20 protein-coding genes are annotated in these 23,650 nt (G+C 60.1%); 7 read left to right on the forward strand and 13 right to left on the reverse strand.

Features of this window, described 5'->3' with window-relative positions; genetic code table 11:
* Positions 1-27 precede the first annotated feature (27 nt).
* From CXK96_RS16740 to araD1, 3 genes are all read right to left on the reverse strand, one after another.
* Positions 28-1,167, reverse strand: coding sequence for an iron-containing alcohol dehydrogenase (locus CXK96_RS16740; protein ID WP_102837574.1), 1,140 nt, complete (start codon positions 1,165-1,167; stop codon positions 28-30).
* 344 nt (positions 1,168-1,511) lie between these two features.
* Positions 1,512-3,092: an aldehyde dehydrogenase (NADP(+)) gene (locus tag CXK96_RS16745; protein ID WP_102837575.1), complete on the reverse strand. Its 1,581-nt coding sequence runs from the start codon at positions 3,090-3,092 to the stop codon at positions 1,512-1,514.
* A gap of 131 nt (positions 3,093-3,223) precedes the next feature.
* Positions 3,224-4,216 carry an AraD1 family protein gene (gene araD1, locus CXK96_RS16750; protein ID WP_102837576.1) on the reverse strand — a complete coding sequence of 331 codons (993 nt, stop codon included), beginning with the start codon at positions 4,214-4,216 and terminating at the stop codon, positions 3,224-3,226.
* A gap of 122 nt (positions 4,217-4,338) precedes the next feature.
* On the opposite strand from araD1, the gene CXK96_RS16755 reads away from it, so the two are divergent.
* Positions 4,339-5,280, forward strand: a complete 942-nt coding sequence (locus tag CXK96_RS16755; protein WP_102837577.1) for a LysR family transcriptional regulator — start codon at positions 4,339-4,341, stop codon at positions 5,278-5,280.
* Here CXK96_RS16755 and CXK96_RS16760 read toward each other — a convergent pair.
* Positions 5,277-6,458: a fumarylacetoacetate hydrolase family protein gene (locus CXK96_RS16760; RefSeq protein WP_102837578.1), complete on the reverse strand. Its 1,182-nt coding sequence runs from the start codon at positions 6,456-6,458 to the stop codon at positions 5,277-5,279. The two genes, CXK96_RS16755 and CXK96_RS16760, sit on opposite strands and share 4 nt — an antisense overlap.
* Positions 6,459-6,668: 210 nt before the next feature.
* Between CXK96_RS16760 and CXK96_RS16765 the strand changes: the two genes are divergently transcribed.
* The 5 genes from CXK96_RS16765 (at position 6,669) to CXK96_RS16785 (ending at position 12,032) form a co-directional block, all read left to right on the forward strand.
* Complete coding sequence (locus CXK96_RS16765; RefSeq protein ID WP_102837579.1) at positions 6,669-7,616, forward strand: LysR family transcriptional regulator; 948 nt, start codon at positions 6,669-6,671, stop codon at positions 7,614-7,616.
* 277 nt (positions 7,617-7,893) lie between these two features.
* On the forward strand, positions 7,894-8,889 hold the full coding sequence (locus CXK96_RS16770) for a tripartite tricarboxylate transporter substrate binding protein (RefSeq protein WP_256061669.1): 996 nt from the start codon (positions 7,894-7,896) through the stop codon (positions 8,887-8,889).
* A gap of 92 nt (positions 8,890-8,981) precedes the next feature.
* Positions 8,982-9,446: a tripartite tricarboxylate transporter TctB family protein gene (locus CXK96_RS16775; protein WP_102837580.1), complete on the forward strand. Its 465-nt coding sequence runs from the start codon at positions 8,982-8,984 to the stop codon at positions 9,444-9,446.
* Between the two features lie 10 nt (positions 9,447-9,456).
* Positions 9,457-10,992: a tripartite tricarboxylate transporter permease gene (locus CXK96_RS16780; RefSeq protein ID WP_102837581.1), complete on the forward strand. Its 1,536-nt coding sequence runs from the start codon at positions 9,457-9,459 to the stop codon at positions 10,990-10,992.
* Positions 10,989-12,032: an Ldh family oxidoreductase gene (locus CXK96_RS16785; RefSeq protein ID WP_102837582.1), complete on the forward strand. Its 1,044-nt coding sequence runs from the start codon at positions 10,989-10,991 to the stop codon at positions 12,030-12,032. The genes CXK96_RS16780 and CXK96_RS16785 overlap by 4 nt, the downstream gene beginning before the upstream one ends.
* 30 nt (positions 12,033-12,062) lie before the next feature.
* Here CXK96_RS16785 and CXK96_RS16790 read toward each other — a convergent pair whose 3' ends face one another.
* From CXK96_RS16790 to CXK96_RS16815, 6 genes are all read right to left on the reverse strand, one after another.
* Entirely contained in the window at positions 12,063-13,304 is a 1,242-nt protein-coding gene (locus tag CXK96_RS16790; protein ID WP_102837706.1) for an alpha-hydroxy acid oxidase, read from the reverse strand.
* 108 nt (positions 13,305-13,412) lie between these two features.
* The gene (locus CXK96_RS16795) at positions 13,413-14,261 is read right to left on the reverse strand and encodes a fumarylacetoacetate hydrolase family protein (RefSeq protein WP_102837583.1); all 849 of its coding nucleotides are present in this window, start codon (positions 14,259-14,261) and stop codon (positions 13,413-13,415) included.
* A complete protein-coding gene (locus CXK96_RS16800) occupies positions 14,258-15,319 on the reverse strand; it encodes an NAD(P)-dependent oxidoreductase (protein ID WP_336442444.1) in 1,062 nt (353 codons plus the stop codon). Before CXK96_RS16800 ends, CXK96_RS16795 begins: the two co-directional genes overlap by 4 nt.
* On the reverse strand, positions 15,256-16,275 hold the full coding sequence (locus CXK96_RS16805; RefSeq protein WP_102837585.1) for a TRAP transporter substrate-binding protein: 1,020 nt from the start codon (positions 16,273-16,275) through the stop codon (positions 15,256-15,258). Before CXK96_RS16805 ends, CXK96_RS16800 begins: the two co-directional genes overlap by 64 nt.
* A 96-nt stretch (positions 16,276-16,371) precedes the next feature.
* Positions 16,372-17,655 carry a TRAP transporter large permease subunit gene (locus CXK96_RS16810; RefSeq protein WP_102837586.1) on the reverse strand — a complete coding sequence of 428 codons (1,284 nt, stop codon included), beginning with the start codon at positions 17,653-17,655 and terminating at the stop codon, positions 16,372-16,374.
* Between the two features lie 83 nt (positions 17,656-17,738).
* A complete protein-coding gene (locus tag CXK96_RS16815) occupies positions 17,739-18,245 on the reverse strand; it encodes a TRAP transporter small permease (RefSeq protein WP_102837587.1) in 507 nt (168 codons plus the stop codon).
* A 297-nt stretch (positions 18,246-18,542) separates the two neighbouring features.
* On the opposite strand from CXK96_RS16815, the gene CXK96_RS16820 reads away from it, so the two are divergent.
* Positions 18,543-20,078 carry a UxaA family hydrolase gene (locus CXK96_RS16820; protein ID WP_102837588.1) on the forward strand — a complete coding sequence of 512 codons (1,536 nt, stop codon included), beginning with the start codon at positions 18,543-18,545 and terminating at the stop codon, positions 20,076-20,078.
* A gap of 1 nt (position 20,079) precedes the next feature.
* Here the strand turns inward: CXK96_RS16820 and CXK96_RS16825 are convergent, their stop codons facing one another.
* The 3 genes from CXK96_RS16825 to CXK96_RS16835 form a co-directional block, all read right to left on the reverse strand.
* Complete coding sequence (locus CXK96_RS16825) at positions 20,080-21,054, reverse strand: GntR family transcriptional regulator (protein WP_102837589.1); 975 nt, start codon at positions 21,052-21,054, stop codon at positions 20,080-20,082.
* 109 nt (positions 21,055-21,163) lie between these two features.
* Positions 21,164-22,207, reverse strand: coding sequence for a 2-hydroxyacid dehydrogenase (locus CXK96_RS16830; RefSeq protein ID WP_256061670.1), 1,044 nt, complete (start codon positions 22,205-22,207; stop codon positions 21,164-21,166).
* Between the two features lie 441 nt (positions 22,208-22,648).
* Positions 22,649-23,419 (reverse strand): SDR family oxidoreductase, encoded by a 771-nt coding sequence (locus CXK96_RS16835; RefSeq protein WP_102837591.1) that lies wholly within the window; start codon positions 23,417-23,419, stop codon positions 22,649-22,651.
* Positions 23,420-23,650: the final 231 nt, after the last annotated feature.

Raw genomic sequence — 23,650 nt, forward strand, 5'->3', positions numbered from 1 at the left:
ACCGCGTCGGCCCAAGCGCCACCCAGCTTACATCGAACGCTCAAGCATCCAGAGGTAGTCGTTTTGGCTGGCCCCGCGCGGGTTGGTCTTGTGGCTATGGTCAGCCAGCGCACCCGTGACGATCCGCGGATAAAGGTCGGCGGTCACTTCCAACTGAGCCAGCCCGGTGGGCAAGCCAAGCCGCTCGGTCATGGCCTTCAATGCGGGAATGATCTGCGCTGGGCTGTTCAGTTGCATGGCCTGCGCAATTCGATTGAGCTTGTCGTCGGCGCGCATCGACTCGCTGCCGGCGTTGAACTCGATAACCGCCGGCATGAAGATCGCGTTGAGCGTGCCGTGATGCAGACGCGGATTCAGGCCGCCGAGGGAGTGACTGAGGCTATGCACGCAACCCAGCCCTTTTTGGAATGCCATGGCGCCCTGCATGGAAGCGCTCATCATATTGATCCGCGCCTCCCGATCGCCAGGCTCTCGGGTAGCCCGTTCGATATGCAACCAACCCCGCCGCAAGCCGTCCAGCGCAATGCCATCGGCCGGCGGATTGAAGGCAGGTGACATGAAGGTTTCCAGGCAATGCGCAATCGCGTCCATCCCCGTCGCAGCCGTCATCAATGGCGGCAGACCAAGCGTCAATTCCGGGTCGCAAATAGCAGATTTCGGAATCAGGTGTGGCGACAACACGCCGACCTTGCGGCCGTCATCGAGGATCAGGATTGCACCGCGGCCTACTTCGCTGCCGGTTCCGGCCGTGGTGGGAATGGCAATGACCGGCGCGGTCGCGGCCGTGATGCGGGCGGCGCCGCCCTCGATCACTGCAAACTGCTTCAATGGCCCTTCATGGGTGCCGCAAATCGCGACGCCCTTCGCCAGATCGATGGACGAACCACCACCTACCGCGATAATCCCATCGAAGCCACCGGCGCGATACAGCTCCGCCGCCTGGCGCACGGCCGCTTCGTTGGGGTTGGGTGGTGTCTGATCGTAAACCTCTAAGGCGGCGGGATCGGCCAGCTTGGCGATCACCCGATCCACGATGCCGGTGGCACGCACGCCGGCGTCCGTGACCACCAGCGGACGGCGTATGCCGATCCGCTCGCATTCCTGTTGCACCAGTTCTATCGCGCCGAAGGCGAACTGAACCTGCGTGATGTAGTTGATGAGTGCCATGGCGGCGCACCTCTGTCGGGTCGGGTAATGGTTTTTGTGTGCTGGGCGAAGCCAGCTCGTTTTGTCCGTCCGTAGCTCCACGTTTGCAGTGGATGCGCTCGACCCTAAGTCAACGGAGCCCGGCTGACTAATGAGAGCCCTTGATCCACTGATAACCGGCAGATATAACGCGCAGCCAATGTCCGGCGATGCGGTAGGCGGGGTCTCTAGCGTTGGCCGCGCCCGCCGGCACCAGGCAAAAAAAACCCGCCGAAAGGCGGGCTAAAAGAGACACCTGAACGGCATCCCTCGTGGTCGGCTGACGGGTGCCTGAGGGCGCACCACGTCAGCAATGAGGTCTCGTCTTACAGCGCAGCGTCTGTGGTCTGGCCGTCGACCAGACGGTCGATACCCAGCGGATTGGCGTTCTTCAGCGCCTCGGGCAACAGTGCATCGGGAAAGTTCTGGTAGCACACCGGCCGCAGGAAGCGGTCGATGGCCAAGGTACCAACCGACGTGCCGCGCGCATCCGACGTCGCTGGGTATGGGCCGCCGTGGACCATGGAGTCGCAGACCTCGACGCCTGTCGGATAGCCGTTGAGCAGCAACCGACCAGCCTTCTGCTCCAGCACGGCAACCAGATCGCTGAACGCGGCGAAGTCGTCTTCATCGCCGATCAAGGTAGCCGTCAGCTGTCCGCGCAGACCATGCAGCGCACGAATCAGCTCAGCCTTGTCGGCTACTTCCACAACGACCGTGGTAGGACCGAACACCTCTTCCTGCAGGAGCTCATCGCCTTCGATCAGAAGGCTAACGTCTGCCTTGAACAGTTGCGGCTGGGCCTGATTACCCTGCTGCGCCTGACCGGCAAGCTGGGTAATGCCGGGATGCGCCTGCAAATGCTCCAACCCCTTGCGGTAGCTTTTCAGCGTGCCGGCGTTGAGCATGGTTTGCGCAGGCTGCTCGGCCATGAAGCCGGAGAGGCGCTCGAGGAATGCGCTGAACTCGGGCGAACGGATGCCGATGACCATACCTGGGTTGGTGCAGAACTGGCCGCAACCCATGACTACCGAGGCCGTCAGCTCGTTGGCGATGGTTTCACCACGACTTTTCAATGCCTCGGGCAAAACCAGCACTGGGTTGATGCTGGACATTTCGGCAAATACCGGGATCGGTTGCGGGCGCGCTGCGGCCATGTCGCAGAGCGCGCGACCGCCACGCAGCGAGCCGGTGAAGCCGACAGCCTGGATAGCCGGATGCTTGACCAGCGCTTCGCCGACGCCGGAGCCGTAGATCATGTTGAACACGCCTTTGGGCATGCCGGTCTTTTCGGCCGCGCGGATGATTGCATCGGCTACCTGTTCAGCCGTGGCCATATGTCCACTGTGCGCCTTGAAAACTACCGGGCAGCCGGCTGCCAGCGCCGCGGCGGTATCGCCACCGGCCGTGGAGAACGCCAGCGGGAAATTGCTCGCGCCGAATACGGCGACCGGGCCAAGACCCATGCGGCACTGGCGCAGATCGGGGCGCGGCAGCGGCTTGCGATCAGGCATGGCGCGATCGATGCGAGCTCCGTGGAAATCGCCGCGACGCAGCACTTTGGCGAAAAGGCGCATCTGTCCGCTGGTACGACCGCGCTCTCCCTGGATGCGGCCCGCCGGCAGAGCGGTTTCCTGACAGGTCAACGCGACGAAATCGTCACCCAGTCCGTCGAGTTCATCAGCGATTGCATCAAGGAACTCAGCGCGTTTGCTGGCCGGCAGGGCGCGGTACAGCGGATAAGCACAGGCCGCTGCTTCTGCTGCCGCATCTACTTCCTGTGCAGTGGCCTGGATGAACTTGAATGGCAGGGCTTCACCCGTCGTAGCATCGAAGCTCTGATGAGTGGTGGTGCCTGCCGCACTACGGCTGCCGGCAATGAAGTTGTGGCCAAGAATGGTGGGCATTGAAACTCCTAGTTTGAGAGTTCAAACCTTCGCATGGCGCGAAGGACGGGCCGCGGCCCGAAAAGACAAGGCCCGTCACGCCTGGAGCGCGGCGAGCCGACGATCGCGATATGAGTACAACCAAGCTCGATTCAGAGCGCCTTCACATCACCGGGACGAATAGCGGGTTGCTTCACGCTGATTCCGTTGCGCAGCGGTTCGCCGAATTCGTCGAGGCTGACTTCGAACTGATCGCCCGGTTGGGCCTTGATACCGTCCGCAAAGGATAACGTTGCGGTGCCGAAGAAATGCACATGTACATCGCCGGGGCGCAGAAACTGTACGTATTTGAAATGGTGGTACTCGAGGTTCTCCAGGCTATGGCACATATTTTCCTCGCCCGACAGAAACTCTTTTTCCCAGAGGACCTCGCCCTTACGGCGAATACGGCTGATCCCGGCAAGGTGTCCTGGCAACTCACCCACGCGCAGCTCAGGCCCGAACGAGCAATACCGCAGCTTCGAGTGCGCCAGGTACAGGTAGTTCTTGCGCTCGGTCACATGGTCGGAAAACTCGTTGCCCAGCGCAAACCCGACCCGGTACGGCTTGCCGTCTTCGCCGATCACATAAAGCCCAGTGAGTTCGGGCTCCTCACCGAAATCCTCCGCGAAATCAGGGACAGGAAAGTCCTCGCCCGGCCGCACGACGATACTGCCGTCACCCTTGTAGAACCACTCGGGCTGGACCCCAGCCGCCCCCGACTCCGGACGACCACCCTGCATGCCCCAGCGGAACATCTGCATGGTGTCGGTGACCTTTTCCTCCACTTCCGCCTGCTGGTGCATTTTGTCTCGAGTCGACGCGCTGCCAAGGTGGGTCAGCCCGGTGCCGCTGACCAGGCAATGGGTAGGGTCTTCGTGGTCCAGCGGAGCCAGCACGCGACCGGCATCGAGCAGTTCGCGGTAAGCCGGGCCGCTATCACGCGCATGCATGTCGATTTCAGCAGCCAGGGAGCATTGATTGCGAATTGCGGAAAGCGCTAGTTCTCGCGTGCTCCGTACGCCGCGCAAGACTTCGATCTGGCCACCATCGACCACGCCGACCTGACGCAGGCCCTGCTCGTTTTCAAATTGAATCAATCGCATGACGCGCTCCTCTTCGACATTCCGCCTCGGTGGCGGGCATCTGGCTTGCGGTCACTTTAAAAATTGGAAAGGTTGATGCCTAATGAAAGCTTCTGATTGAGCAATAACCTCGAGTCATCACCATGATCGCCGCCCTCCCCTCAATCGTGTCTCGCCTGCGCCTCAAGCAACTGCGGCTGCTCATCGCCCTTGACGAGCAGGGATCCCTGCATCGCGCGGCGGAGCAAGTCGCGATCAGCCAACCCGGCGCGACAAAAGCATTGCGTGAGATCGAGGCGACGTTTGGCGCCGAGCTTTTCACCCGGACGAGCCAGGGCCTGACACCCAATGACCTGGGCCGTTGCGTTATTCGCTACTCACGGCTGATCCACAGCGATCTGGCCCATCTACGCGAAGAGATGCTCGGCATTATCCAGGGTCAGGGAGGGCGGCTCTCAATTGGCGTCATCATGGGAGCCGTGCCTTTACTGATGGGTGCCTTGGGCCGGCTGCGTCGTAAACAGCCCGAGCTTTCGGTGGAGATCGTCGAGGACACCAGCGCCCGATTACTGGGCTTGGTCGATCAGGGCCGCCTTGACCTGGCGATCTGCCGCAGCAGCGTCAGTCACCGTCCGGACGCCTATGACTGCCTGACGCTACATGACGAACCGCTCGCAGTGGTGGCACACCCGCAACATCCTCTGGGTAACGCCACCTCGTTATCGCTGGTCGAGCTGATCGGCTATCGCTGGGTCGTCTACCCCGCCAACATGCCGATGCGTCTGGTGCTGGAGCGCGAGTTCAGCCATGCCGGGTTGGGGTTTCCCCGCTACCCGGTTGAAACAGCATCAACCTTCACTATGCTGAGCCTGATTCAAGAAGACCCCGAGCTGGTAGCCGTCATGCCGCTCGCCGTGGCGAAGTTCAGCGAAGGCTTCGGCATGATCCGCCGCCTGCCGCTGGACTTGCATTCGCGCAGCGAGCCGTACGGGGTTGTCGCCCGTCACGGCAGCCGACTGTCATCCGCCGCGCGCCTGCTGCTCGACGAATTCCAGAGCAATAGCATGGTTGTCGCCGCAGACTAGACCAAGCCTCTCGCAGCGAGATTCTTGAACAGGGCGAGCAGACCGAACGCCCAGGGTGTCACCTCATCGCTATGGTTGACCTGGTTGTGCAGGCCGCCCAACTGCGCGCTGCGAATGGTCACGCGGTCGCCCAGCTTGTGAGTAAAGCCTGCGCCCGGTGCATCCCGATCCTCGGTTGGTGCGAACAGCGTGCCGAGAAACAGCAAAAATCCGTCGGGATACTGATGGTTGCGGTTAAGCGCCTGCCCGACCAGATCCAGCGGATCCCGGCTGATCTGGTTCATCGAACTGCTCCCCTGCAACACGTATCCATCCTCGCCTTCGACACGCAGATCGACCACGCAAGCGCGCACATCGTCGATCCCGAAACTGTTGTCGAACAGACGAATGAACGGGCCGATGGCGCACGACCCGTTGTTGTCCTTGGCCTTGCTCAACAGCAAGGCGCTACGCCCCTCGAAGTCGCGCAGGTTAACGTCGTTGCCGAGCGTCGCGCCGATCACCTCACCACGGCTGTTGACCGCCAGTACAACTTCCGGCTCCGGGTTATTCCATTCCGACTTTGGATGAATGCCGACCTGCATCCCGCTGCCCACAGCTGCCAGCACTGGCGCCTTGGTAAAAATCTCGGCATCGGGGCCAATGCCCACCTCAAGGTATTGCGACCACAGGCCCTGCTCGATCAGCAGTTCCTTGAGTCGAAGCGCCGCATCAGAACCTGGCTTGATACGAGCGAAATCTTCGCCCAGCGTCTGCCGCACCTTGGCACGGATTGCGTCAGCCTTAGCCGGGTCTCCAGCCGCCTGCTCCTCGATAACCCGCTCGATCATGCTGGCGGCAAAGGTGACACCGGCCGCCTTGATGACCTGGAGGTCAGCCGGCGCCAGCAGGTAGGGCTTCGTCGGGTCGCGGTCGCTGCCACTGTTCGCCAAGAGCGCCTCGACACTCGAGATACGTGGCGCGTTCACCTGGCGCACCTGTCGCAGCAGATCAGGCATTTCGAAGAGGCCGCTCAGGGTTGAGGCCAACGGCGACAGGTCGTACACGCCATCCGCACGCAGCAGAATCGGCGCCGGGCCGGCGATGCTGCCTGGCAACCAGCAGCGACCAACAAGAGTGCCCTGCAGCCCGTCGGCGGGCAGGGTGTTGTCCATGGTGAGCAAAAGCGGGTTGTACATGATTGTTGTTTTCCCTCTGCAGGATGATGCGATCGGCCGGGCTGCACGGCGACAAGCCTAAACCGGGAATTGGCCGGTTACAGTAGTATCGCCACGCAAACCCGACGGCACTGGCAGCGCAACTTACGCAAGCCCGGCACCCGGCTTCTAATGACTTTTTCTCAGGGCTCGATACGAACCCGTTATCACCTGCACAACGAGTATCCGGCCATGAGCAGCGACTACAGCAACCTGCCGTCCCTTAAAAACTGGCTGAAGTTCCGCCACCTGTCGCTCATCACCACGTTGGCGCGTACGGGAAACATGCATGCCGCGGCCGAGCAGATGGGCCTTAGCCAGCCGGCTGTCAGCAAGATGCTGCGGGACATCGAGAACCTGTTCGGCTTTGCATTGTTCGAGCGCCAGACGCGCAAGCTGTCTCCCAGCGACCTCGGGCAGGTGGTGATTCAGTACGCCGAGCGCACGCTCAACGATGCGCAGCGCTTCGGCCATGAGCTGGACGTCATGCGTAAGGGTGGTCATGGCACCGTCAGGATTGGTGCAATCTTTGCCGCCACGGCTCAGACCCTGCCGACGGCATTAGCCGAACTCAAACGCCGGCGGCCACTGCTGGCTGTCGAGCTGATCGAAGGTACCAGCGACCACCTCCTGCATATGCTCGAGGACAAGAAGCTGGACGTGGTCATAGCACGCTACACCGAGACCCGTCAGCGTGAGCGCTTGAATTTCCAGGCTCTAGCGCAGGAGCCCTTCTGGCTCGTTGCCAATCGCAACCACCCACTGAGCGCGAGAAGCGAGATTCCGCCAGGAGAACTGACGCAATGGCCCTGGGTGCTCTACCCGCCGGACACACCCATGCGCCAGATGCTGGACAACGCGCTCAGCCAATTCGACATCGCCCAGCCAAGCAACACGGTTGAAACCACATCGGTACAGACCACGCTGCACCTGCTCAGCAACAGCCAAACCCTCGCGCTGCTGCCAGAGGCGATTGCCCAGCGACAGATTGAACAAGGCGCGTTGTCGGTGTTGTCGACGCCGCTCGAGATGCAACCGTTGTGCTACGGAATCCTCACCCACCGGCAGGCGATATTGTCCGCCGCGGCTCAGGAGCTTGTCAGCATCTTGCTTGCCGGCAGTCTACTCCCTGCGCGGTAAGGAAAGCCGCGCGAACTGCTGGATCGACCTGATGGGGCTCGCCGCGCTTGCCCCCGCATCCGGCCGCGTCCAGCAACGACATAAGGCCAAGGTCCGATAACCTGTCGTTATATTGCGATGAGCAGGCGTCACTAGACAGAAACCAGCCCGGGTATTTAGCTTCGAGGCAGCTCTTGTGGCGTCCGTACCCACAAAACGCGCCAGAGCAGCCCGGTTCTGATCCACCACGGCATTCTCCGAACGCCGCATGTCCAACAATAATTCATAGGTAGAGCACATGACCGACATCAAGCACAGCGCGCAGCGTCCATTTCGCCCCCTCAAAACCCTCCTGCTCTCCGCCTTGCTGGCTACGCCACTGATGGCATTCGCTGAATACCCCGACAAGCCTATCCAGCTCATCGTGCCTTGGGCAGCCGGTGGCGGCAGCGATGCGGCTGCACGCGGCATCGCCGCTGCGCTGGAAGAAGAGCTCGGTACCACAATCAACGTCGTCAACCGTACCGGCGGTAGCGGAGTCGTCGGCCATACCGTGATGGCCACGGCTAAACCGGATGGCTACACCCTAGGCTTTATCACGGGTGAGCTGAACATGATGCACTGGCAGGGGCTGACCAAGATCAACCGAGAGGATTTCACCCCTATCGGCATGACCAACTACGACTACCCGGGCGTGCAGATCAGCGCGGACGCGCCGTACAACAGCGTTAACGAACTGCTCGCCGCCATCAAGGAGAAGCCCAAGGGTACGTTCAAGGCGTCTGGTACGGGCCTCGGAGGTATCTGGCATGTCGCTTTTGCCGGCTTGCTGATGGACCAGAACATTGCGCCGGACCAAGTGACGTGGATCCCGAGCCAGGGCGCTGCGCCCGCGATGGTCGAACTGGCGGCAGGTGGTCTGGAAATCGTGCCGTCGTCGGTGCCTGAAGCGCGCGCCATGATCGAGGCAGGCAAAGCCAAGGGGCTGGCGGTCGTCTCTCCCGAACGCAATTCCAGCTTCCCGAACATTCCGACCCTCAAGGAAGCAACCGGCAGCGACTACACGCTGGGTGAGTGGCGCGGTATTGCCGGGCCGAAAGGCATGGATCCGGCCGTCGTCGCAAAACTGGAAAAAGCGCTGGAAGCCGCTTACAAGAGCGACCTCTACCAGGACTTCATGAAGAAGCAGGGCTTCGGCGTGGAGTGGCGCAACGCCGAGGATTTCAAGAAATTCCTCGCCGAGAACGATGAGTACATGGGCGGCATCATCGACGGGATCGGCTTGAAGAAATAATCCGGCATCAGCGCATGCAAACCGGCGCGCCAGCGCCGGTTTTTCCCGGTACGTCGCGTTTGCGCTCCTCATAGAGCGCGAAGGACAGAATGATGAAAGATCTTTCTCTTGGCCTGATTTTCCTGGCGCTGGGCGTCGCTGTGATTGTTGCGTCCCAGGCGTTTCCAAACGTCGGCGGCCTTAACTACGGCGCGGGCCTGTTCCCCACCCTGATCGGATCCGGCATGGCCATCGGCGGCCTGTTGCTTTCGCTCGGTGCCACCCGCCAGATGCGCAGAGACGCCTCTGCAAACGGTGCGGCAAGTCTGCTTCCGCGATTGGGCTTCAGCTGGCTGTTGTCTTTCGTGCCGTGTGTCGCAGTCGTCGCCTATATCTATGTCAGCGACACGCTTGGCGCGCTGCTGAGCATGGCTTTGATCATGTTCGTCCTGTTCTGCCTGCGGGGCGTTCGCTTGTTGCCGGCGCTGATCATCTCTGCGGTATCGGCACTCGTCATCACGTACGCCTTCACCAATCTACTTTCGGTACCGCTGCCACAAGGGATGCTAGGCCTCTAGGAGTACGGACATGCAAGAATTCGTCGACGGCCTGTTACTGGTCCTCAATTTCAAAACGATCATCGTCGTGCTGCTTGCCGCCCTGTTTGGTGTGTTCGTCGGCGCGATTCCCGGCCTCTCGGCCACCATGGCCGTCGCGCTGCTGGTTCCGATCACATTCTCCATGGACCCCATTGCCGCTATCGCCGCGATTATCACGACGGCGGCCATGGCGATATTTGCCGGGGACATTCCGGGCGCCTACCTCAACATTCCAGGCACACCTTCGTCAGCAGCCTACGTCGGCGACTCCGCCGCGCTCGGTCGTAAAGGGCGCGCCCGCGAATGCCTGGGCGTCAATCTGGTGTGCTCGGTTACCGGTGGGCTTGCCGGCACTGTCGTGCTGGTGATGATCGCGCCGAAACTCGCCGAATTCGCCCTCAACTTCAGTTCGTTCGAATATTTCTGGCTGGCTGTCCTTGGGCTGAGCAGCGCCGTGTTCGTTTCGCAAGGCTCGGTGGTCAAAGCCTTTCTCTCCCTGATGGTGGGCCTGCTGCTTTCTACCGTCGGGCTGGACATGATCAGCGGCACGCCACGCTTTACCTTCGATGTGCCGGACCTGTTTGCGGGCATCAACTTCATCCCGGTGATGATCGGTTTCTTCGCACTCAACGAAGTGATGAAGCTGTTCGCCAGCCCTCGCCAAGCAGCCGATGAAACCCGGGAGCCAGCCGTCAAGCAGACCGGCACGGTATTCGGTCTGGTACCGCACTACCTCAAGCGCTACTGGCGCAATCTGATCAGGGGCAGTTCCGTCGGCGCTCTGATTGGTGCGCTGCCCGGTGCGGGTGCGGATATCGCCGCCTGGATCACTTACGCCATCAGCAAGAAGCGCTCGAAGGAGCCGGAAAAATTCGGCACCGGCCACATGGAAGGGATCGTCGACGCCAGCAGTGCGAACAATGCGGCCGTTTGCGGAGCCTGGGTGCCCGCCTTGGTATTTGGCATCCCTGGCGACTCGATTACCGCCATCGTAATCGGCGTTCTGTATATGAAAGGCATGAATCCCGGCCCGACTATCTTCATGAACAACGGCGAGATGGTGTACGGCCTGTTCAGTGCCTTCTTCATGGCAAACCTGATCCTGATTCCCGTCGGTTACCTGGCGATTCGCAGCGCGCACATTTTTGCCATCACGCCGGCACGTTTGCTGATGCCCATCATCCTCTGCTTCTGCATCGTCGGCGCCTTCGCCATCAATAACTCAGTCACCGACATCTGGATCATGCTGCTGTGCGGCATAGCGGTTTACTTCATCAGCAGCGCGGATTTCCCCGTCGCACCGGCAATTCTGGGGTTGGTGCTGGGCGGCGTACTGGAGAACAACTTCATGACCTCCATGCTCAAGTCCAACGGCAGCGCACTTGCGTTCGTCGAGCGGCCTATCAGCGCCGTGCTTGGCGGGTTGGTCCTGATCATTGCCCTCTTCCCGGTGTTCTCCAGGCTGTGGGCCAGGCGTACCGGCCAGATGACAGCCCCTAACGCATCTCAAGGAGAAGTTCGATGAAGGTCAATGCGAGCACGCTGGAACAGCTCATCAACCAGCTGTTTCGACAGGAAGGCGCGTCGGAAGACGTAGCGTCCACCGTCGCAAAAGTGCTGATCGAAGGTGATCTGCTCGGGCACCACACCCATGGCGTGAAACTTGCGCAGGGCTACCTCAAGGACATCCGATCCGGCCATGCCAAAGTCGATGTGGCCCATTTTCAGGTCGTCCAACAGTCGCCGGCCGCGGTTCTCTACGATGCCAACTACCTGCTGGGCCCCTACGCTGTCAGCCAGGCGCTGGACTTCACGATCAAGGCGGCCAGGACGCTTGGGGTCGGCGTCGCGAACATTCGACGTTCGCATCACATCGCCTGCCTCGCGGCTTATCTCCAGGCCGCCACCGATCAGGGGCTGGTGCCGATCATCCTGACGTCCGACCCCGCGGTGGCTTCCGTTGCGCCCTATGGCGGGCTCGATCCGGTGTACACGCCGAATCCGCTCGCCATCGGCATTCCCACCGGCGGCGACCCGATCCTGATCGACGTCAGTATGTCGACCATCACCAACGGGCTGGTCAACAAGACGCGCCACGCCGGTGGCCAGCTCGACCATCCCGTCATCCAAGCCAATGACGGCAGCCTGACCCGCGATCCCTCCGCGTTCTTCACCGACCCGCCGGGCAGCATCCTGCCGCTGGGTGGTCTGGAGTTCGGTCACAAGGGCTTTGGCCTTGGCGTCATGATCGAAGCGTTAACGGCTGGCCTGGGTGGGTTCGGGCGTCGTGACGGCGTCAGCCAGTGGGGCGCGGCGGTGTGCGTGCTGACACTGGACCCGGCGTTTTTCGGCGGTCTGGACGCCTTCAGGGCAGAGATGGATCATTTCGTCCAGCGTTGCCTGGACAGCCGTCCGCGCGAGGCGGGCAAGCCGGTGCGCATGCCCGGGCATGCCGGGATTGCAAAGCGCAGGCAGTATCTCGAAGACGGTATACCGCTGCCGCAGGACGTCTTGGATTCGGTCCGCACGGCCGCTCGAGACGGCGGGCTGGAGTGCCCGATCTAATCACTGCCCGCAGCGAACGACACGCTGCGCCTAAGCGCGGCGCGTGATATCCGCTGCGGCCGTTTGTGCGCTAAGCACAGCCTGCGCTGCGGCTTGCCACTTAGGATCATGAATTAGGTTCGGGCCCAGTTCGTCCAGGTTGCTGCAACCGAGCAAGCCTAGGGTTCGATCTACTTCGGTACGCAGGATTTCGATGGCATGCGTCGCTCCGGGACCTTTGCCGGCCCCGAGGCCATATAACCCTGCCCGGCCTAACAACACGCCATCGGCGCCCAACAGCAGCGCTTTCACGATGTCACTGCCGCGACGAAAGCCTCCGTCGAGAAAGATGCTCAATTTGCCTTTGGCCAACTGCGCGACGTCCGGCAGCGTTTCCACAGCCGATACCGAGCCGTCGAGCTGCCGCCCGCCATGATTGGAGAGCACGACGCCATCAACGCCATATTGCAAGGCAAGCTTCGCATCCTCCGGGTGGATCATGCCTTTTACGATCAGCTTGCCTTTCCAGATATCACGCAGCCAGGCGATATCTCGCCAACTGAGCGTCGGATCGAGCTCCGCCGCTAGCGCGCTGGCGGCACCCTTCACAGTGTCCCGGCCGGGCGGCAGCAGATCACCAAGATTCTTGAAGCGCGGCACCCCATTTGGCACCAGCACATCCCAGATCCATTCCGGATGACACAGCACGTCGAGCTGATTGCGCAGGTCGAGCTTGAGCGGACGAACATAGTTACGCCTGTCCCATTCGCGGTTGCCGAAGATGGCGCTGTCGGTCGTCACCATGATGGCCTCAAGGCCCAGCGCCTCGACGCGCTTGACCAGCCTGGCGACGTGCTCACGGGTTCGATACAGATAGATCTGCATCCAGGCCCGAATGCCCTCGACCTTGGCGATGTCCTCGATGGACGTGGTAGAGGCATTGCTCAGGACAAAAGGAATACCTGCCCTGGCGGCGGCCTCGGCGAGGCGTAGATCGCCCTGGTCGGTCAAAAGCCCGTTGAAGCCCGTGGGGCCTATCATGAATGGCAGCGCGGACGGCCGATCAAAAAAAGAACGCCGCAGATCGCGTGTGCCCACGTCCCGCAAGGTACGCGGCTGCAGCGTAATGCTCTCGAAAATGCCGCGATTGCGGCGCAGCGTGAACTCGTCGTCGGCGCCGCCTTCAACGTACTCGAACGAGAAATTCGGTAGTCGCCGCCGTGCGATTTCACGCAGTTCTTCGATGTTTTGCGCGCGCCGATAATCGCGACCCGCATGAAGTCGTCTTTTCATGGTGTGACCTGTCATCAAAGCGGCGAGCGCTGGACCGCTCCCGCCGTAACGCTTGAATATCGGCTCAAGGCGGCCTGAGTCAGCAAGCCTTCAGCCGTCGTAGTCCCGTCAGGCTTGCCAGGCCCGAACGTCCTGCCGCTGTTCACCCAGCCCGGAAATGCTCAGGGTCATCCGGTCGCCGGGCTTGAGGAAAATCGGCGGGTTCATGCCTGCACCCACGCCGGGCGGCGTGCCCGTGCTGATCACATCCCCCGGATGGAGCGTCATGAACTGGCTGATGTAGCTGACGATTTCATCGACACCGAAGATCATCGTCCGGGTGTTGCCCTGCTGGCGCAGCTCGCCACTGACTTCCAGCCGCAGGTCCAGGTTGCGCAGATCGCCAACTTCATCCGCGGTCACCAGCCACGGGCCGATCGGCGCGAAGGTATCGCAGCCTTTGCCCTTGTCCCATTGACCGCCACGCTCAGTCTGGAAGGCGCGCTCGGACACGTCGTTGACGATGCAATAACCAGCCACATAGTCGAGGGCCTCATCGCGCTCGACATACTGCGCCTTGCGGCCAATGACGATGCCCAGCTCGACTTCCCAATCGGTCTTTTCCGAACCGCGCGGGATGATCACCGTATCGTTGGGCCCGCTAATCGCGCTGGTGGCTTTCATGAACAGGACGGGTTCGCTGGGTACCGGCAAACCGGACTCCTTGGCGTGGTCCGCATAGTTCAGGCCGACACAGACGATCTTGCCAATATTGGCGACCGGCGAGCCGATGCGCACCTCTGCCTCGACGCAGGGCAGCGCGCCTTCATCGAGCGCAGCCAGTTGCGCCAGACGCTCGGCAGACAATACCTCCCCGGTGATGTCGCTGACCACCGCGGACAGGTCGCGAATAACGCCATCGGCTCCAAGCAGCCCCGGTTTCTCCTGACCCACCGCCCCATATCGCAACAGTTTCATGCCTTGCCCTCCTGTTCGGCGCGTACGCTGACGCCGTTGATCTCGCCCAGAACATCAAACAGATGCGGCACGTATTTGTCGCCGTGGCCCAGGCTCTTGGCGAGCTGAAATGTCTGGTAGACCGATTCTGCGACGATGCCGGTCGACGGCGTCGACTTGGCCAGATCGGTGTAGTAGCGCATGTCTTTTACGCAATTGCTCAGTGCAAACCGCTGCCCCGAGTCGTCTCCATTCAGCACAAACGGAATGATCCGTTCGAAGGTCCGACTGTGCCCGCCACTGAGGCTGCATATATCCGCGAAGGCGGCCAGATCCAGCCCGTTCTTCGCCGCCGTACAGAAGGCTTCGGCGAGAACCGTCGCGTTACCCTGGGCGATGAAGTTATGGATGACCTTGGCCTTGTGGCCAGAACCCACCGCACCCAGGTGATGAATCGTTTCCGAGAAGCACTGCAGGATCGGCCGGGTCTTTTCCAGCACGCCCGCATCGCCACCGGCCAGTACGTTGAGGCGGCCTTCAGCGGCTTCTTTGGGTGTCCGGTTGACCGGAGTGTCCAGGTAATGCGCACCTCGCTCCTCGACCAGCCGCGCTATCTCGGCGGTGCGCGCCGGATCGCCGGTGCTGCAATCGACCACGATCTGGCCGGCTCGCAGTCCCGCTAGCAGGCCCTGCTCACCGGTCAGCGTCTGACTTACTTCATTCGAGCCGGGAAGGCACAGCAGCACCACATCTACGCGTTGCGCCAGCGCAGCGGCGTTGGACACTTCCGCGGCGCCGCGGCCTACCAGATCATCGACCGGCTCACGACGTCGATGCGCCATGACGGTCAGGCCGAAGCCCTTGTTCAGGATGTTCGAGGCCATCGCATGGCCCATCAAACCGAGCCCGATGAAACCTACGTTCAAATCATTCATGCGGAACAGTCCTCCAGATGCAGCAGCCCATGTACCCAGGACCAGCGCCTTGGATTGGCGCCGGCCGTCGATACCAGGGCTTATTGGACGTTGCGTACCTTGTTGATTTCTTCCATGAACTGGCCCACCAGCTCGGCACCGTATTCCTCGGTGAACTTGTCGGTGACCGGCTGCAGGTGCTCGCGCATACGCTGAATCTCCTCCGGCGCCACGTCGTTGATCTGCATGCCCGCCTTTTCCAACGCCGCGCGGGAGGTTACGTCCATCTCGCGGGAAACCTTGCGCTCGTACGCCTGGGCTTCCGTTGCGGCCTCCTTGATGATCTTGCGTTCTGTTTCGGTGAGCTCATCCCAGGTTTTCTTGCTGAAGATCGCGACCAGCGGATCGTAGAAATGGCCGGTCAAGGACAGGTACTTCTGCACTTCATAGAACTTGGACGTCTCGATCGCCGCGAGCGGATTTTCCTGGCCGTCCACGGTGCCGGTTTCCATCGCCGTGTAGAGTTCGGTGAACGACAATGGAACGGGGTTGGCGCCCAGCCGATTGAAGGTTTCGATGGCGGTTGGAATCTGCTGCACTCGCAGTTTCAGACCCTGGAAGTCTTCCAGCTTGTTGATGGGATGCTTGTTGTTCGTGGCATGGCGGAATCCATGGTCCCAGTACCCCAGACCGATGATGCCGTGCGGCGGCAGGCGCTCCAGAAGCTGCTGGCCAACCGGACCGTCCAGCACGGCGTCTACTTCCTTCGCATCCTGGAAAAGGAAGGGCATGCCGTAGGCGCCAAAGCCTTTCTCGATGCCGGTCAGCAGGCCCGGCGTGACCAGGGTCATGTCGACGGTGCCGCCCTGAAGCGATGAAATCACTTGGGTATCGCCGCCAAGGGTGCCGCTGGCGAACACCATTACCTTCATCTTACCGTCGCTTTTCTCCTTGACCAGGTCGGCAAACTTCACGGCACCCAAGCCATGAGGGTGATTCTTGGCCTGTACAAACGCGATTTTGAACGTGTGCCGGTTGATTTCATCGGCGTGGCTCGCCGTAGCGGAAAGCAGCAGGCTTGAGCACAGCAGAGCTGTCAGGGCTTTTGGAATTATTTTCATGACGTTTCCTTCTGTTTATAGGTGCAGCTTCACCGGCATGACGTCATGCCGCATTAATCCATCCGGCGCAGCCTGAGCTCCGCACGGTATGGGAATTCAGGAGGCCAGCCACGCAGCCGGAACGGTCAAGATCTGCGGGAAGATCAGCAGCAGCGCTACGACCAGCAGTTCGGCAAACAGAAAAGGCAGCGTGCCTCGAACGGTGGCAACGAAATCGACCTTAGAGACGCCCGCCACTACGTTGAGCACCAGCCCCACCGGCGGGGTGATCAAGCCGATGGCGCAGGTCATGACAAAGATCACGCCGAAGTACACCGGATCGATTCCCGCGGCGACCGCTACAGGCAGCATCACCGGGGCGAGAATCAAAATAATCGGCGACATGTCCATGGCCATTCCGATGACCACGACGATCACCACAATGAGCAGCATCAGCAGCCGAGGGCTGTCCATCAGCGGCTCGAGCAAGGCGATGATTTCGCTAGGCAAATCCGCCACGGTGATGACCCAAGCCGCAACCATTGCAGCAGCAACGAGAAACATGACCATCGCAGTAGTGGAAACGGCCGATACCAACACCCTGTACAGATCGCGGATCTTCAGTTCGCGATAGACGAACAGCGAGATGCACAGCGCGTATACCGCCGCGACAACGCCTGCTTCGGTTGGCGTGAACACGCCGAATTTCAAACCGATAAGGATGATCAGCGGCAGCAGCAGCGCCCAGATGCCTTCATAAAGCGTTTTCAGCACGTGGCGGCCAGACGCTTGATGGGTGGTTTTGATGGTTTCGCGCCGGGAAACCAGGTACCAGGCGACGCAAAGGAACCCGCCCATCAGCAGGCCCGGAACGATGCCGGCGAGAAACAGCTTGGTGATGGAAACGTTGCCCGCGACACCGAACAGGATCAGCCCGATAGACGGCGGAATGACCGGTGCAATGATCCCGGCGGACGCCACCAGACCAACCGATGTGCCTTTATCGTGCCCGGCCTTGACCATCATCGGCACCAGCAATGCGGCCAGCGCGGCGGCATCCGCAGCGGCCGAGCCAGAGAGACTCGCCAACAGGCAGGCGGCGAGGATCGTTACATAGCCGAGGCCGCCCTTGATGTGCCCGACCAGCGCTACCGCCATGTTGACGATTCGTTTCGACAGGCCGCCGGCGTTCATCAGTTCGCCCGCGAGCATAAAGAACGGCACCGCCATGAGCGGGAAGCTGTCGGCCCCGTTGATCAGGTTCTGCGCGATGATCTGGGCATCGAACAGATCCAGGTAATACATCATCGAGATGCCGCAGATGATCAGCGAGTAGGCGATGGGCACGCCGATAGCCATGGCGCCCAGCAGCGAGCATACGAAGATGGCGATGATGGCCATTGAAACACTCCGTTCTTGTTGTTTTGAGGGATCAACCGCCACCGAATCCGGGCGGGCAACGGACTGAGACAGAGGAAGACGCGCTAGAGATGGGCTTCCAATTTGCTCGCGTCAGAAAGGTGGATTGCCTTGCCCCGAGCCAGCCGAATGATCTCGTAGAGGTGAATGACGGCAGCGGACAGACCGAACAGGACGCCCACTCCGTAGAACCAGCCCATGGACAAGCCCGTGACCGGCGACGGGAAACTCAGGTTGATCTGCATCTGCTGCCAGCTGCCCCAGAAGAACAGCAGCGAGCAGGCCAGCATCAGGAGTTGCGAGATGATCAAGCTGATCCGCTCGCCTGTCTCCGGAAGCTTCTTGAGCAGGATGTCGACGCCCATATGCCCGCGCTCGCGCAGCAGCACGATGGCGCCAAGAAAGGTCATCCAGACGAATGCCCAACGCGATAGCTCTTCAGAGACGGTGATCCCGCCGTTGAAGCCGTAGCGCAGCACCACATTGCCGAATACCAGTACCACCATCACCACCAGACAGATCACAGCCAGCAGCTTCAGCAGCGCGAAATACCCCTCGACTAACTTACTCATCGCAACCCCCGAACAGCTTCGCGACGGTGGGCTCTGGCGCGCATACCGCATGCGTCATGAAGCGTGCGGTACAACTCGCAACCAGAACCAGACGAGGCGAACGAAGGGCTGGGGAACGATGCGGGAATCTGCAGAGCAATGCGGGCTGAAAGCACATTGGGTCACCTCGATTTCTTGTTCTAGCCGGCTGTCGGGCAGCGCGATTTCGATCGACCTTAGCACTGGCAAACATTGCGCGCAATGTTCGTTTTTGTCAGTATCGATGACGCCTCTTCACTACAAGAACGAGATTCCGCCATGCAGCTCATTACCAGCAGCCAGTCCGTGATCGTCCTCGGCGAACAGGATTCGGTGGCGGTCGCGCGTAAGCCGATCGCTCAGAACACCGCCGTTGCGGAGCTTGGCTTAACCGCCCGCGACGCCATTCCCAGCGGCCACAAGATTGCCCGGCGTGATATCGCCGAAGGTGAAAGCGTCCTGAAATACGGTCAGGTCATTGGTGTCGCCAGCCAGCCCATCGCCGCCGGCTCGCACGTGCACACCCACAATGTGGTGATGCCCACCAGCCATGCGAACGGCGAGCTGCCGCCTGCCATCGAGCGCACCCCGGTGCTGCCGCCTGAACAACGCCGCCGATTCATGGGGTACCGGCGCCCGGATGGCCGGGTTGGAACGCGCAACTACATCGGCATCCTTTCGACCGTGAACTGTTCAGCAACCGTTTCGCGTGCGGTGGCCGCGCATTTCAACGGCTCGGATCGGCTCAGGGCACTGAACATCGACGGCGTCGTTGCGCTGACCCATGGCAGCGGCTGCGCCATCAATACCGAATCCGAAGGTTTCAAATTTCTCGAGCGAACCCTCTGGGGCTACGCCAGTAACCCGAACCTGGCGGGCGTGCTGATCATTGGGCTGGGCTGCGAAACCAACCAGATTTCATCGCTGATGAAGCGTTACAACCTGGTGGAGACCGATAATTTCCGCGTGTTCAACATCCAGAACGCCGGCGGCACGCGGCGCAGCGTGGAAAAGGCGATCGAACAGGTCGATGCGATGATCACGGCCCTGGGCCGGCTGGAGCGGACCGAAGAAAGCGTCGAGCACCTGATGCTGGGCCTGCAGTGCGGCGGCTCCGACGGCTACTCGGGCATCACCGCCAACCCGGCGCTCGGCTATGCCGCCGATCTGCTGGTGCAAAACGGCGGCACGGCAATCCTCAGTGAAACGCCTGAAATCTACGGCGCAGAACATCTGTTGATCCGCCGCGCAATCAGCCATGACGTGGCCCGGCAGCTTCTTGGCCGGTTGCAGTGGTGGGAAAACTACACGCGCATCAACAACGCCGAGCTGAACAACAATCCGTCGCCGGGTAACAAGGCCGGCGGGCTGACGACCATTCTGGAGAAGTCGCTGGGTGCCGCCGCCAAGGGCGGCTCGACGTCGCTAAACGCCGTTTACGAGTATGCCGAGCCGATTACCGAGAAGGGGTTCGTGCTGATGGACAGCCCCGGCTACGACCCCGTCTCGGTAACCGGGCAGATCGCCTCGGGCGCCAACATGATCTGCTTCACCACCGGTCGGGGCTCGGTATCGGGCTTCAAGCCGGCGCCATGCATCAAATTGGCTACCAACACCGAGATGTACCAGCGGATGGAAGAGGACATGGACATTAATTGCGGCGGGATCGTCGAAGGCGAGCTGAGCGTCGCCGAGGCCGGTGAAAAGATCTTCGAAGTCCTGATCGATATTGCCTCGGGCTCGCTGTCGAAAAGCGAGACCTACAACTACGGGGACAACGAGTTTGTGCCCTGGCCGGTCGGTGCAGTGACGTGATTCAGCTCTGCCGGTCCAGATAAGGCAGATCAGCCACGCTGCTATGGCTTTTGAAGTAGGCCAGACGTTGGCCTACTTTGCGTTCGGCGATCAGCAGATGGTCTTCCATGCTTTGCGCCGCCGACTTCGCATCCTTGCGATCAATGTGGCCGAATATCTCCAGATGCTCCTGAAAGAACGGTTCCTCCTCCGGAAACCAGCTCTTGTCCAACAGAATGTGCTTGCCGGACAGCAGCAGCGAGTGGGTTCGCCGGAGCATTTGCAACATCTCGCGGTTTGGGCAGTATCCCAGCGTACGGATGTGCAAATCGCTCTCCAGGTCGTCGAACTGTCGGCTTTCCATATCCGGATATTGCACAACAGCCTGCTGCAACCGCTCGATGAACAGCCGGACCTTCTCTGCCGGAATGTGCTCAGCCGCGCGCAGGAGGACGTAGGGTTCCAGACGGCGACGCACCTCGTAGAGCTCTTCCAGGCGCCGCTCATCCCATTCGAGCAATTGCCAGCGAGAACGCTCGTCCTTTTCCACCAAACCAAGCAAATGCAGCCTAGTCAGGACCTGATTGGAAACCGTACGGCTGATCTTGTAATAGCGCGACAGCTCAAGTTCGTTGATGCGGTGCGAACCAAACAGTGAATGATGGAGTAGCTCGCGCTCAATATCGTTGTATACGCTTCGCCAAGATTCAGTCTTTTTCGGCCGGCTCGTTTTCGATACTGTTCCAAATAGGCTCGCATCGAACTTGTGTCGGATAATCTCGCCTGGTGCCGAGCCCACCAGATAGCCTCGCCCATGGAATGTGCAAATTAACTGCTCATCACATAGACGTGCGAGGGCTTGACGTACTGGAGAGCGGCTGACATGAAACAGCTCCGCCAAATGACCCTCTAGCAATAAGGTTCCTTCCGGCAAGCGTCGATCGCGGATGCCAACTGCGATGATTTCGTAGAGCTGATCATTTAAATGTTTTTTCATCGATTCCGGAGCCTATCAACCCCCCGAAGTTTAACGGTTGCGATGACGTTTTCGGACAGGTCATACCGATCTTCAGACATTGCCAACGCCAGCCAGGTGATTTCTAACGTCAATCCTGAACAGCCGGAGTGCTTGCGGACACTCCGGAAAAATCTAGAACTGCATTGACCACGATCCGAGCCATAGCCCGGCGGGTTTGAATCGTTGCACTCCCCACATGTGGCTGTACGACGACGTTGTCCAAGTCCAGCAATGCCGCTGGGATCTTAGGTTCCTCCTCGAAGACGTCCAGTCCTGCGCCAGCCAACCTACCTTCAATCAGCATATTTGTCAGGACTGCTTGATCAACCACACTACCGCGCGCGACGTTGACGACTACGCCGGTTTCACCGAGTGCCTGGAGCACCTGGCGCCCGACAAGGTGCCGCGACTGAGCTCCCCCAGCGGCAGCGATGATCAAAATATCGCTTTGTAATGCAAGTTGTTCTAGCGAATCGCAATACGGAATATCACATCCTTCGATAGGCTGGCGGTTGTGATAGGCCAGATGTGTGCCAAATGGAATCAAGCGTTGGGCAATTGCCGAACCAATCCTTCCCAGGCCCAATATGCCGACGCGTTGACCGCGCATACTTGTTCCTAAATACTGGAAAGGTCGTCGCTCCCATTCACCAGAACGAACGAAGCGGTCTCCAACGACGATTTGCCTCAATACCGCAAGGGTCAATCCAACTGCAAGATCTGCGACAGCATCGGTGAGCACATCCGGCGTGGTGACTACCTGAATTTCTCGGCGCCGAGTTTCTTCCAGATCAATCTGATCCAGGCCGACACCATTTACGGCAATAAGTCTCAACTCCGGCAAACGGGCCAGTACTTGAAGATCAACCCCGTGGCCACCATTGGTAACAACCACCTTAAATCGTTCTGGGCGATCGTCCAAGAGAGCCAACTGCTCATCGACCGTGTATGCCCGCGACAAGTTACAGGTTGATGCCAAGATAGCTTCGAATTCGTCTAATAACGGGGCCAACATCAATATATCGGGTCGCATGTCATCCTCATTATTCATTGGGTTATGAGCAGATTCGACGCGCTTCAGCAAAACTGAATCTACAGAGTCGGCCTGTACGCTGAATGGTGACAGCCGCATCGCGCTAACCGAGTTAACAACGGGAGCGCTAACCTTCGCCTTCAAGAGAGGGCCTAGTTTTAGCAGAGTGCTGCCCCGCTACCAATGGCATCGTCAAGATTGGTGATACATCGCTACAGGTTTCGATAATGATGTCACCCAGCCTACTCCGCGACCAGCTGCCACGCCAGTAGCGGACAGCTGAGTTCTGCCGCAACTTCAACACTTCCTTCGGTTCCTGAGCGTAGAAACGAGGATTATGAGTACGAGCTTGACAGTTACAGAGCCAGATGTGATTCGTTGCGGTGACGCTGGCGTTCTCCTGGCAATCCGCCAAGCCCTCCAGCTGAACGCGTGCTGTTTTCTCATCGATGAGCTCGGCGCGCTGCTGCCTGCCAGCTTAGGTGACATTTGGCTTCGCGCCAAAAGCGGCAGCGCTCGGGTTGCTCTCGCTTGTCCTGGTCAGCCTCGCCCCACGAACGGCATTTTCGTAGCCATGAGGGTCTGGAACAACACATTTGCTTCGAGTGGAAGGTTCGCCATCTGCAACACCGCCCGTCCAACGAGTTCCACGTCGATTAGCGGCTCGGGAGTGATCTCACCGTTCGCCTGTAGGGTTCCGTTTGCCATGGGTTCGGCCAGTTCGCTCATCGCGTTTCCGATATCGATTTGGCCTACAGCAATATCGTGTTGACGACCTTCCAAACAGGCCGCTTTGGTCAACCCAGTAACGGCGTGCTTCGTCGCCGTGTAGGCGACCGAGTTGGGACGCGGAGAGTACGCCGAGAGCGATCCGTTATTGATGATGCGTCCTCCTCGCGGGGATTGCCTGCTCATCAACCTGAACGCGTGCTGGAGGCAGAAAAACATACCGTTGAGGTTGGTCCCGACTACCTCATTCCACTGTTGTGCCGACCATTCTAGAAACGAACCGGGCGGATTGCCGCGCCCTGCATTGTTGAACAACAAATCCAGGCGACCATATTGCTGCCCAATCAGGTCAAAAAGCTGGGCGACATCGTCGGGATTACTTACATCTGCTGCTACAGGATAAGACTGAGAATCAGAGCCGAAACGCGTCTGAATCTCAGCCTGAACATTCTGCAACCGATCAAGACGTCGACCAGCCAGAATAACCGTGTAGCGACCGCCAGCAAGAGCGATGGCGGCAGCCTTGCCGATACCGCTGCCGGCACCGGTCACAAGCGCAATCTTAGGTCCGGCATGCTTCATTATTTGCTCCCCCTGATATTCGTGTTCGCCGCTATATTGCGCTTGCCGTCCCCCCATAGGAGGTCTAAACCCTCCACTGACGGGAAACGGGCATAAAGGTTCGAATCAATCTCCCGTCATCTGCCCAAAGCCCCAGACGGGCGATCCACCGTATGGTAGCCAACGTCTACCATCCGACTATCAATAATTAGCGAGTGGGCGATTCGATTCCCATAGTTGCTAAAGCATGAG

Source organism: Stutzerimonas stutzeri, from assembly GCF_002890895.1.
GTDB classification, from domain to species: Bacteria; Pseudomonadota; Gammaproteobacteria; order Pseudomonadales; family Pseudomonadaceae; genus Stutzerimonas; species Stutzerimonas stutzeri_AB.